Below are 11,910 nucleotides of genomic sequence, written 5' to 3'. Positions count from 1 at the left end.
GTTCAAAACTTCAACCGTCGCAGCCGTAGCGCATTGAGAACCACCGACAGCGACGATGCGCTCATCGCGAACGCGGCAAAGATCGGGCCGATCAGGATGCCGAAAAACGGAAACAGGATACCGGCCGCAATCGGAACACCGGACGCATTGTAGATCAGCGCGAAAAACAGATTCTGCCGTATGTTGCCCATGGTCGCAAGACTCAACTTTCGTGCCCGCACGATCCCGTCGAGGTTGCCTTTTACCAATGTGAACCCCGCGCTTTCGATCGCCACATCCGCGCCGGTCCCCATGGCGATGCCGACATCGGCCTGCGCAAGGGCAGGGGCGTCGTTCACGCCGTCTCCGGCCATGGCGACCTTCCTGCCCTGATCCTGCAACTCGCGGATGATGCGCGCCTTGTCTTCAGGCAGCACGTCGGCCCGGATCTCGTCGATGCCCAGGCGGCTGGCGACGGCCTGCGCGGTGCGTTCGTTGTCGCCGGTCGCCATGATGATCCGAAAGCCCAGTTCGTGCAGCGCCTTGAGCGCGGCTGGCGTGGTCTCCTTGACCGGGTCGGCAACACTGACCAGCCCGGCGATGGCCCCGTCCAGCACGATGAACATCACCGTTTCGCCTTCGTCGCGCCGCGCATTTGCGGTGCTTACCAACGCGCCGCTGTCCAGCCCCATGTCCCTGATCAGCGCGGCATTGCCCAACGCAACGGCCTTGCCGTCAACGATGCCCTTGACGCCCTTGCCGGTGATAGCCTCGAAATCTTCGGCCTTGACCAACTCGACGCCGCGCTCTTCGGCACCGCGCACGATGGCCTCGGCCAGCGGGTGTTCCGACCCGCGTTCCAGTGATGCGGCAAGACGCAGCACTTCGGCCTCGTCATGGCCCTTCTCGGGCAGCACCGCGACCAGTTTCGGCTTACCTTCGGTCAGCGTGCCTGTCTTGTCGACGATCAGCGTGTCGATCTTCTCGAACCGCTCCAGAGCTTCTGCGTTCTTGATCAGGACGCCCATCTGCGCCCCGGTCCCCGTCGCGGTCATGATCGACATCGGCGTGGCCAGGCCAAGCGCACAAGGGCAGGCGATGATCAGGACGGCAACCGCCGAGACAAGGCCATAGGCCAGCGCAGGTTCCGGCCCCCAGATACCCCAAATGATGAACGATAGGATGGCGACACCGATGACCACCGGCACGAACAGACCCGCGACCTTGTCGGCGTATTTCTGGATCGGTGCGCGGCTGCGCTGCGCATTGGCGACCATCTGCACGATCTGGCTCAGCATGGTGTCGGCCCCGATGCGGGTCGCCTCCATCACCAGACTGCCGGTGCCGTTGATCGTGGCACCGGTCAGCTTGTCTCCCGCGGTTTTCTCGACCGGGATCGGCTCACCCGAGATCATCGACTCGTCCACCGACGAGCGGCCTTCGACCACGACGCCATCGACCGGCACCTTGTCACCGGGCCGCACCCGCAGGTGATCGCCCAACTGCACCTGGTCCATCTCGACTTCCTCTTCGGTGCCGTCGGGGCGGATCACCCGCGCCGTCTTGGCGGCCATGTCGAGCAAAGCCCGGATCGCCTTGCCGGTGCCTTCGCGGGCGCGCAGCTCCATCACCTGGCCCAGCAGGACCAGCGTGACGATGACGGCGGCGGCCTCGAAATAGACGCCCACTGCGCCGGTTTCCGGATCGCGGAATCCGTCAGGAAATATGCCGGGTATGAGAACAGCGACCATCGAAAAAATAAAGGCCGCGCCGACACCCATGCTGATGAGGCTGAACATGTTCAGGTTCATCGTGCGGAACGAATTGTAACCACGGGTGAAAAACGGCCAGCCAGACCACAGAATGACCGGCGTGGACAACAACACCTCAATCCAGAGCGAAGTCTGTTCGCCAAAGAATTCACGGATTTGCGGATAGCCCAAATAGATTGGCATAGTGATAATCAGCAGCGGTATCGTCAGTGCGACGCCGACCCACATGCGTCGGGTAAAATCGACCAGTTCCGGGTTCGGACCGTCTTCCTCCAGGCTGATTGTTTCAGGCTCCAGCCCCATGCCGCAGATTGGACAGGACCCGGGGCCGGGATGGCGCACCTGCGCGTGCATCGGGCAGGTATAGATCGTGCCGTCATATCCGTCGGGCACGGTGTCGTATTCGCCGCCCTTCGCATCCGCCTTCCCCGCACCATGTGCATGGCCATGGTTGGAGTGGTCGTGACAGGAATGATCGTGGTCTGCATGTCCGTGATGCCCATGCTCCGCGGCTTCGCCCTCGGGCGTCAGGAACATACCGCATTTCGGGCAAGATCCTTCTTCGGTGCTGCGCACCTCGGGGTGCATCGAACAGGTATAAACGGTGCCAGAATACCCCTCCGGAACGGTATCGTAATTGTCATGGGCGTCGTTGGCTTTTGCCAAACTGCCTTTGTTGATGTTCATCTTGTGTCCTTCCGGTCCTTGTTCCGCGCCCGTGACGCAGGTCTGTGTTCAGTGAAAGATCATGCCATCGACGTGGAATCCGGCATCGACATGCAGGATTTCTCCGGTGATGCCGGTTGTATGGTCGCTGGCCAGAAGAAGGGCGGCGCGTCCCACCTCGTCGGCGGTCACGGTGCGGCGCAGCGGTGATTTGGTTTCCGTCTCGCGGATCAGCTCGTAGAAATGTTCAATTCCCGAGGCCGCGCGGGTCTTGACTGCCCCGGCGGAGATTGCGTTGACGCGGATGCCCCTCGGTCCCAGTTCATGTGCCAGATAGCGCACCGATGTTTCCAGCGCGGCCTTCACCGGCCCCATCAGGTTATAATGATCCACGACCTTTTCGGCCCCGAGAAAGCTGAGCGTCGTAAGGCTGCCGCCCCGCGTCATCAGCGGCTCCGCGAGCCGGGCCATACGAATGAAAGAATGGCACGACACCTGCATCGCCTGCGCAAAGCCAGTTGCCGAACAATCCGCGAGCCGCCCGTGCAGGTCGCCCGCGGGCGCCCAGGCGATGGCATGGACAAGAAAATCGAGCCGCCCCCAGGTCTTGGTAATGGTGTCGAATACTGCCTCCAGCTGGCCGTCCTGAGTCACGTCGCAGGGCAACAGGATCGGCGCATTTATGGACTTCGCGAGGGGTTCCACAAACCGCCGCGCCTTGTCGTTGAGATAGGTTACCGCAAGCTCCGCGCCCGCTGCATGACAATTGCGCGCAGACGCCCAGGCCAGGCTGCTTTCGTTGGCGATGCCGACGACAAGGCCTTTCCTGCCAGTCATGTCGAGCAACTTGCCGGGGTCAGGTGAAGGGATTGAAACCGTCATCATGCCAACTTTGCTTGGTTTGCTGTCAGGCCGGGCGCGCAACAGGCAGGATTGTGTTGGGGGGCGGCGGCGACGCTTGTCTCTGCCGACGGGCGCGGCATCTTCTGCGCCTTGCTGTGACGCAACATCAGCGCCGCAATCGCCAGCGACGCCATCCGCGCAGGGGCGGGATCGGCGCGCGACGTCAGCACCACTGGGGCCGAAAGGCCCAAGGCGACACCGGCTGCGACTGCGCCGCCGAGATATTCCAGCGCCTTGGCAAGAATGTTGCCCGACACCAGATCTGGCACCAGCAGGATGTCGGCCTGGCCTGCCACCTCCGACAGAATGCCTTTCTCAGCGGCGGCGCGTTGCGAAATTGCGTTGTCCAAGGCCAGCGGCCCGTCGAAATATGCGCCGGTGATCTGACCGCGCCGCCCCATCAGCGTCAGGCAGGCCGCATCGAGCGTCGAGGCGATGCTGGCTGTCACCGTCTCGACCGCCGAAAGGACCGCGACGCGCGGTTCGGCCACACCGAGCATGTGAAACAGATCGACGGCATTCTGGCAAATCTCGCCCTTGGCGGCGAGATCGGGGGTAATATTGATGGCCGCATCGGTAATCCCGATCAGCCGGTCATGCCCTGGAATATCGACTACGAAGACGTGACTGCACCGACGATCAGGCAAACGTAGTCCGGTCGCGCCATCCAGAACGGTCCGCATCAGGATATCGGTATGAATGTTGCCCTTCATCAGAAGATCGGCACCGCCGCTGCGCACCAGCTTCACTCCGATCGCTGCGGCTTCGGCATCTGATCGGGCAGCAATCAACCATTCGGCATCAGGGGTCCAGTCCAGGGCGCGGCACAGCCGCAGCGTCGCCTCTGGGTCGCCGATCAGCCGCGGTTCGGCGAGACCGGCACGCGTGGCGTCCCGCAGAGTTTCCAGAACCACGGATTGTGCCGCATCGACGACCGCGACACGCACCGGTTCCTGACCCATGGCCTTGTCAATCAAATGCTGCAGCTTTTCAGGGTGCACCGTCATGGATCAACCCTCCGTGCCGGTTCGATGTGACATCGGATGAATGGCAAGTTGTGCCGCGACATGCCGTGCGATCATCTTTTCTTCGTCCGTCGCGCGCGCCTCGACGATCACGCGCGCCCCCGATTTCGAGATCACCGTATTGCCCGCCTTGTTCGCTCCGCTTTCCACCTCGACCCCGAGATAGCCAAGACCGGCACAGATACGTCCGCGTATCTCGGCCGAATTCTCGCCGATACCGCCGGTGAACACGAGACGGTTGAGCCCGCCAAGCGCACCGGTCAGTCGCGCCAGCTGGAGCTTGGCTTGATAACAGAAATAGTCGACGGCTTCCGCTGCCGGGGCTTCATGGCTGCTCAGAAGATCCTGCATGTTGCGGCTCAGACCCGAAACCCCGAGAAGCCCGCTCTGATGATAAAGCAGATCGGCGATGTCATCGACTGACATGCCTTTTTCCTGCATGAGGAAAAGGATTATACCGGGATCAAGGTCACCGGTGCGCGTGCCCATCGGCAGACCGGCAAGTGTAGAGAACCCCATGCTGGTCTCGACAGGTTCACCACCCCGGAGCGCGGCCATCGACGCGCCATTGCCCAGATGGGCGATGATAATGCGTTCTGCATCGGTATCCACGCCGTCCTGACGCAGGGTCTCCGTGATGTATTCATAGGACAGACCATGAAAGCCGTAACGCCGGATGCCGTCATCGGCATAGGCGCGGGGCAGGGGCGTCATCCGGGCCAGATGGGGCAGATCGTGGTGAAAGGAGGTATCGAAACAGGTCACCTGCAGCAGGTCGGGACGGGTTTTGCGAACCGCATCGATTCCCGCCAGATTGGGTGGCATATGCAGCGGGGCAAGCGGAGTCAGCCGACGCAACCGGGCCAGAAGGGCCGGCGTGACGCGCTTTGGGCAGTCGCAGTCCGGCCCGCCATGCACGACCCGGTGGCCGACGGCCACCAGGTCCAGCCCCCCCGGCAGACTTTCGATGGCGCCTAGCAACCGGGTGAGCGCCATATCGTGGTCACCCAGATGGCCCGGTTCATCGACGACGACGGTATGGCGCGCATCGCTGAGTTGGTAATGGGTATTGGGCATCCCGATCCGGTCGATCGCCCCCGACCAGAGCCGTTTTGGCTGGCTGGCCGCAGTGAACAGCGCGAATTTGAGTGACGAAGATCCCGCATTGAGGGTCAGGATGACTTGTTCAGTCATTGATGCCTTCTTTCATCCGATTGGTCAGTTTTTTCCATGCCAGATGCTTCTGACTTTTCGGTCGGGCCAGGATGTGTGGATTTGTCCCCGCCCTTGTGCCCATGGCCGTGGCCAAAAAGATGCATGGCGATCATTCCGCCGCCCACGGCCAGCAGCAGCCAATTTTCGGCAATCCATTGCATTTGCAGTCTCCTCCCCGATCAGACGGGCATGTAGGGATCATTTTCGATGTCAGACGTTTCGCCGCCATAGAGCGTTTTGAAAGCGCGTTCGTACTTGGCGTCGCGGTCGATGCGCGCCCGTTCGATGGCCTTGCCGATTGCCTTGATGGCCGCCCGCTCCCGCAGGATCATCGGATCGTTCGGGTCGAGCGGTTCGCGCGTCCCGGAAATGTTGTCCGCGGCCTGTCGGACCAGACGCATCCACGGATTGAACCGTTCGGAAAACATCAGGCGGCTTGTGCGCATGGGGTGCATCCATTTCATCATCTCGGCGCTGGCCGGGGTTGTCATCAGCTGCACCCAGGGGCTGACGAATGTCGCATAGAATGCCTCGTTGATTTCCGACGCGCGCCGCGCAGCATCGAAACCCCTGTCCGGCGCATAGGCGTCAAGGTCACTTACTTTGCGCGGCTCGAACCGCACTTTGTAGTGTGGCGCGTGGCAGTCGGGATCGCCTGACGGATTGTCGATTTTCATTTCGTAGAGACCGGGCTTCAGCTTTTCGATCCTGCCCAGGCTTTCCAGAATGGCGCGGTGTTCAAGCTTTGCCACCGAGGCCGATACGAAGATGCCAAGATGTCCGACATGATCGTTGGTTAGATAGACAATACGCTGTCCCGCCGCCTTGAGGTCGGCGGTGTCCTTGTAGACCACCGGGATCCATCCCAGGGCCTGCGCGGGCGGCGTTATATTGTCGCCGTATGAGGCGAAGACGATCACCGGGCTTTTGATCTTGCGCAGATCGGCCACGCAATGATCGCCGATCGGCATCTCGCCGCTTTCCAGCCGGTTGCCGATGAACAGGTTCTGGGTGATCGACAGAATTTCCGGGCGGCTGAGAGTGTAGAACCCGTTCCACCACCGTTCGAACTCGAGAAAGCGGTCGCGCTCGGTATCCACGTTTTCCAGCAGATTTGCGTATTTTTCCCAGATCGCTTTTTCTGGTTTTAGGCTTTCGAAATTCTGCGCCAGCCAGGCCCCGTCAAAGCGCCCGTCGCCCAGATCGGCGGTCAGGTGGGCCAGCCACGCACCGCCCAGCAAGCCGCCAGAGATGCGCATCGGGTTCACGCCTTCCTCGCCCGCCCAATAGGACAGCGGCGACCCGTTCAGCACGACCGGCCCGGCAAGTCCTTCACAATGCGCCGCCAGCAGAACGACCGCCCAGCCAGCCTGACAATTGCCATAGAGAACCGGGGCCGTGTCATCGTGACGCGCCGCAACCTCTTCTACAAAACGGCGCAGGGCGAACAGCACAGCCTCCAGCGTTTGATCGGGTTCAGGTTCCGGAAAGAAGATGACGAAATAGACCGGATGCCCCTCGGCCATCGCCATGCCGACCTCGCTGTCACGTTTGAACCCGCCGATGCCCGGCCCATGGCCCGCACGGGGATCGACGACGATGACAGGCGGTTTTGCTGCATCGACACAATCGTCCCAGCAGTTTCCGTCGACTTCGGTGACCCTCAGCAGGGCGTAATTGGCCGGACGCTCGAACTGCCGCGCATCCAGCAGGGTTTCGTATTTGAAATCCAGCAACGGCGGCATGCCCGCCCGGTCATGGGCGATCATATTGTCGGCCCGTTGGCGCAGCGTATCCAGAAACAGCACCGAGCGTTCCCAAAGATCGCGCCCGTAGGCAAGCGGATCGGGTGGGGCGTGCGTGCTGACAACCCGCTCACTAGCGGCTTCTGTATTTGCGGCGATCAGCGGTTTCATCGGCGTGACGATGTTCATGCCATGGCCCTTCTTGAGAAGAAGTTCCAGGCGGGCACGAAGATCACGGCGATGTACCAGCCGTAAGCAAAGCTTTCGACGAGGCCCAGAAGCGCGCTTGGCCAGCTGATCCAGCTTACGCCGGGCAGCAAAGGTAGCCACGCCTGATACATCGTTGCCCAAGGAAACAGGAGCCCGAACAGCACGCAGAGTGCGAAGCTGAACGCCAGCAGGATGCCCAGCGACATGCCGACCGGATAGATGCGGATGGATTTGGTATCTGACATTTTGGCCTCTCCTCAAAGCGCGAGGTCGCGCAACGACGATCAAATCCACGTTTCCGCGGGATCGTTATGAGGACGTTGGCAGTGCGAATCCGTTACAGGATCAGCGCAAGAAATCTGGAATGGACGTCTGTTGTGGTCCGACTGCAGGAACCACGCGGCGGAAGATGATCCGGCAAATGTGTAAGTCTGTGGATGGGCCCGGCGTACTATATCGCCAGGTTGGACCGGTCGTTCAGCGACAGGAATGAACGTTTGCCGTCAGACCCGGCAAGAGTTCGCCCGCATTTTTCTCGCACACCAATCTGTTATTATAGTTTCTGACTGAAGTCGGTGTAGGTAATCGTCGCGCCGCATAGATGCTTTGGCGCGCACGCTTGGGGGCAAGACCGACCATGTTTCTCGAAGGATTGAGAAGTTGGTGCGGAAAGGTCTCTGAAACATTCTCCTGGTTGCATGCAGCTGCGACAGTTGAAACAAACGCTTGAAGCTCTAGTTTCAATAGAAGCTATTTGATAGGCGAACGGACAAATCTTTCTCAAGGGACCTGAATAACATGCTGAAAAGAAGACATTTCATATCGACATCCGCAGCGTTGTTCTCGGTTGCGCTTACCCGCCCGGCGTTTGCCAGCACATGGCCGAGTGACGCGCAGAAGGCGGAGTGGGATGCTCAGATAACGCCTCCGAACTATGATCCTGCTGTCTCGAATCCGTGGGGCTTGCATCCACGTTTCATGCCTACGCGGGTGGAAGCCAATGACACGCTCACACCGGGCGATATTCACGTCGATGCCGTTGCGAGATATCTTTATCACATCGAACCGGGCGGAACGGCCATGCGCTACGGTGTCGCCATTGGCCGTGGCGATTTGTATGAGCCGGGCACCTACAAGATCCGGCGTAAGGTAGAGTGGCCCCACTGGACCCCGACGCAGAACATGATCAAGCGTGAACCCGAAGTCTATGCGAAGTATGCGAAAGGGATGGAGCCTGGCCCCGAGAATGCACTCGGTTCGCGTGCTCTCTATCTGTATGTCGGCAACCGAGACACCTATCTACGGATCCACGGCACCCCGTCACCGCGCTCCATCGGCAGCCGGGCGAGTTCCGGCTGCGTCCGCATGGTGATGGCTCATATCAACGATCTCTACCCGACTGTTGCTATGGAATCGACCGCTGTCCTTTACCCTGCTGAAGATGCCGTGACAGCCCGAAGCTGAGTCGCACCTGCGGTTCTCGCAAAGGCTTCTAACTCAATCGACGGATGATCGGTCATGTCTTGCTTTGAAGGCAGATAGGTTGTCCGTCGACGTTCACGAGCGGCAGCAATGTCGTTTCCACAGGTCCGGTATGTTCATACCAGTAGCAGTTGTCCTGTGGCAGAAGGCGCGCAGACGCGACGTTCTGTCCCGGCGCGGCCAGGGCGGCGATGGCTGCAGCCCGCTCGGCGTCTCGGGTCGCTTCTCGTCCAGAGGGAGTGATGGCCGATGCGGCGCAACCCGCCGTAAAAAGCACAGATGACATTACCATCACTGTTTTACTGCGTACCCACATATCGTCCTCATCAATTTCGATTCTCCGGCGCTAGCGTTGCATCCGGTGACGCTGGCTGCAACTTGCAATGTTTCGTCTTGGACGAGCGTTCACACCGACCCGGTTCATTAAGTGTGACATGCCTCTTGAAGCTCTAGTAACTGTAGCTCCTATCTTCGGCCTGAAGTTATGATTCGCCTGGAGAAAACCTATGGCCGCCCCCAAACAAGACCATGACCATTCACGCGACAAAGATCACAAGCATGATCATCAAAAGCACGTGCATGGCGCAGATTCATCCTGCTGCGGGTCGGACAGTGATGCGATGTGCGGGGATATAGGTCCAGTCGGCAATGTAGATGCGGCGGGGCGCAGCTTTCTGGTCAACGGACTGGATTGCGCTGAAGAAGTTTCGATCCTGAACAAGGCACTTGGACCGGCGGTCGGCGGAACCGAGCATCTGGCCTTCGATGTGATCAACGGCAGGATGACAGTTCTGGACACCGCCACGCCCTTGCCCGACGACCGGATAATCGCCCTGATCGGCAAAACCGGCATGACCGCTTCAGTCTTCGATTCAGGACGCGCCGAGGTCGACCGCGCGGCGCATCTGAAACGGCAGAAATTCTTTACCGCCCTTTCGGGCGGGTTCTGGGCCGGCGGTTTTCTATATCACGCGGTGGAAAGCGGCCCGGCAGGAGCGGTGCAGATTTTTTCTGATCACGGGGCAACGGCGATGCCCGTAGTCGAGATCACGTCGTTTCTGCTGGCGATCGTGTTTGGTGCCTGGCTGGTGGCCCCCAAGGCCTGGTCTTCGGCGCGGCGACTGTCGCCAGACATGAACCTTCTGATGATCATCGCGGTGGTCGGAGCCATCGGCCTTGGGGCCTATTTCGAGGCGGCGACGGTGGCCTTCTTCTTCTCGCTGTCGCTCTATCTGGAAAGCTGGAGCGTCGGGCGCGCCCGCAACGCCGTAGCGGCACTGCTTGATCTGGCACCTCCGACCGCGCGGGTCATCCGTGATGACGGCACCGAGGCGGATGTGCCCGCGGCACAGGTCGTTGTCGGCGACAAGTTCATCGTGCGCGGCGGCGACCGGATCGCGCTGGACGGCGAAGTTGTCGCAGGTGCGGGGGGCGTCGATCAGGCCTCGATCACCGGCGAAAGCGCGCTTGTGTCGAAAGAGCCGGGCGACGAGGTCTATGCCGGCACGATCAATGGCGAAGGCACATTGACGGTGCGTGCGATCAAACTGGCCAGCGACACGGTGCTTTCGAAGATCATCCGCATGGTCGGCGACGCGCATTCGCGCCGTGCCGATGTCGAACAATGGGTGGCCAAATTCGCCCGCATCTATACCCCTATCGTGATGGTGCTGGCGATCCTGATCGCCTTTGTGCCGCCGCTTGCCTTTGGCGGTGCCTGGGCCTTCTGGATCTATAATGCGCTGGTGCTGCTGGTTATTGCCTGCCCCTGTGCGCTGGTGATCTCGACGCCGGTTTCCATCGTCGCGGCGCTGGCCTCGTCGGCGCGCAACGGCGTGCTGATCAAGGGCGGTGCCTATGTCGAGGCCCCGGCGCGCCTGACCGCACTTGCGATGGACAAGACCGGCACGATCACCATGGGCGAACCCGAGGTGGCGAGCCTGCATCCGCTGGGCGACACCTCGGAGCGCGATCTGATCGCGGCGGCGGCGGCGCTCGAAGCGCGCTCGTCGCATCCTCTGGCCCGCGCAATTCTGGCACGCGCCGAACGCGACGGCATCAAGGCCACGCCCGCCGAGGACACCCGTACCGTGCCGGGGCGCGGCGTCGAAGGTCTGCATGCTGGCCGCGCGATCTGGCTTGGATCCGACCGCTTTGCCACCGAGAAGGACATGGGCGCCGCAATGCCCCGCAACGTCGTGGACCGGATCGAGGGCGCGGGCAGTACGCTGGTCGCGGTCGGCGATGACAAGGGCCTTCTGGGCCTGATCGAGCTGCGCGACCGGATCCGTCCTGACGCCAAAGGCATTGTCGCCAAGCTGCATGCGCAGGGCGTGAACACCATTGTCATGCTGACCGGCGATAATGAACGCACTGCGCGTGCTGTGGCCGCCGAGGTTGGTATCGACGAGGTGCGCGCCGAGCTTCTGCCCGAAGACAAGGTGACGGCGATCGAGGAACTGGTCGCGACCCACGATATGGTGGCGATGATCGGTGACGGGGTGAATGACGCCCCTGCAATGGCGCGGGCGCATTTTGCCATCGCGATGGGGGCCGTGGGGTCGGATGCGGCGATTGAGACGGCGGATATCGCGTTGATGACCGACGATATCGGCAAAGTGCCGTGGCTGGTGGGCCATTCGCGGCGCACGATGTGGATCATTCGCCAGAACATAGGTTTGTCACTTGCGACCAAAGCCGCCTTCGTGGGCTTAACCGCCTTCGGCATGGCCACTATGTGGGGGGCAATCGCCGCCGATGTCGGCGTATCGCTGATCGTGGTTGCCAACGCACTGCGCCTGTTGCGCGCCAAGGGGCAGGGGCCGGCGGCACCGAAAGGCGGCGAGCGCGTTGGCGAAAACATGGCAAAAGGAGCACTGGCACATGGTCATTGAACTCAAGGAACCCGGACGC

Annotated in this window: 9 protein-coding genes; 2 read left to right on the top strand and 7 right to left on the bottom strand. The window is 61.2% G+C overall.

The window, feature by feature from the left end:
• Positions 1 to 2 precede the first annotated feature (2 nt).
• The 7 genes from AC13C2_RS11200 to AC13C2_RS11170 are packed head-to-tail and all read right to left on the bottom strand — an operon-like array spanning position 3 to position 7,760.
• On the bottom strand, positions 3 to 2,438 hold the full coding sequence (locus AC13C2_RS11200) for a copper-transporting P-type ATPase (protein ID WP_482886844.1): 2,436 nt from the start codon (positions 2,436 to 2,438) through the stop codon (positions 3 to 5).
• A gap of 48 nt (positions 2,439 to 2,486) precedes the next feature.
• Complete coding sequence (gene fabI, locus AC13C2_RS11195) at positions 2,487 to 3,254, bottom strand: enoyl-ACP reductase FabI (RefSeq protein ID WP_482886843.1); 768 nt, start codon at positions 3,252 to 3,254, stop codon at positions 2,487 to 2,489.
• 44 nt (positions 3,255 to 3,298) lie between these two features.
• A complete protein-coding gene (locus tag AC13C2_RS11190) occupies positions 3,299 to 4,327 on the bottom strand; it encodes a bifunctional enoyl-CoA hydratase/phosphate acetyltransferase (RefSeq protein WP_482886842.1) in 1,029 nt (342 codons plus the stop codon).
• Between the two features lie 3 nt (positions 4,328 to 4,330).
• A complete protein-coding gene (locus tag AC13C2_RS11185; protein ID WP_482886841.1) occupies positions 4,331 to 5,539 on the bottom strand; it encodes an acetate/propionate family kinase in 1,209 nt (402 codons plus the stop codon).
• Positions 5,536 to 5,721, bottom strand: coding sequence for a hypothetical protein (locus AC13C2_RS11180; RefSeq protein WP_424338167.1), 186 nt, complete (start codon positions 5,719 to 5,721; stop codon positions 5,536 to 5,538). Before AC13C2_RS11180 ends, AC13C2_RS11185 begins: the two co-directional genes overlap by 4 nt.
• An 18-nt stretch (positions 5,722 to 5,739) precedes the next feature.
• Positions 5,740 to 7,494 carry a DUF3141 domain-containing protein gene (locus AC13C2_RS11175; protein ID WP_424338166.1) on the bottom strand — a complete coding sequence of 585 codons (1,755 nt, stop codon included), beginning with the start codon at positions 7,492 to 7,494 and terminating at the stop codon, positions 5,740 to 5,742.
• Complete coding sequence (locus AC13C2_RS11170) at positions 7,491 to 7,760, bottom strand: DUF5676 family membrane protein (RefSeq protein WP_175495816.1); 270 nt, start codon at positions 7,758 to 7,760, stop codon at positions 7,491 to 7,493. The genes AC13C2_RS11175 and AC13C2_RS11170 overlap by 4 nt, the downstream gene beginning before the upstream one ends.
• A 553-nt stretch (positions 7,761 to 8,313) precedes the next feature.
• Between AC13C2_RS11170 and AC13C2_RS11165 the strand changes: the two genes are divergently transcribed.
• The gene (locus AC13C2_RS11165) at positions 8,314 to 8,979 is read left to right on the top strand and encodes a L,D-transpeptidase (RefSeq protein WP_092761879.1); all 666 of its coding nucleotides are present in this window, start codon (positions 8,314 to 8,316) and stop codon (positions 8,977 to 8,979) included.
• A gap of 524 nt (positions 8,980 to 9,503) precedes the next feature.
• Positions 9,504 to 11,891 (top strand): heavy metal translocating P-type ATPase, encoded by a 2,388-nt coding sequence (locus AC13C2_RS11160; protein WP_482886840.1) that lies wholly within the window; start codon positions 9,504 to 9,506, stop codon positions 11,889 to 11,891.
• The last annotated feature ends 19 nt before the right edge of the window (positions 11,892 to 11,910 follow it).

Source organism: Jannaschia sp. L-14R, assembly GCF_056857695.1.
This window is presented reverse-complemented; position numbering and strand designations above follow the sequence as displayed.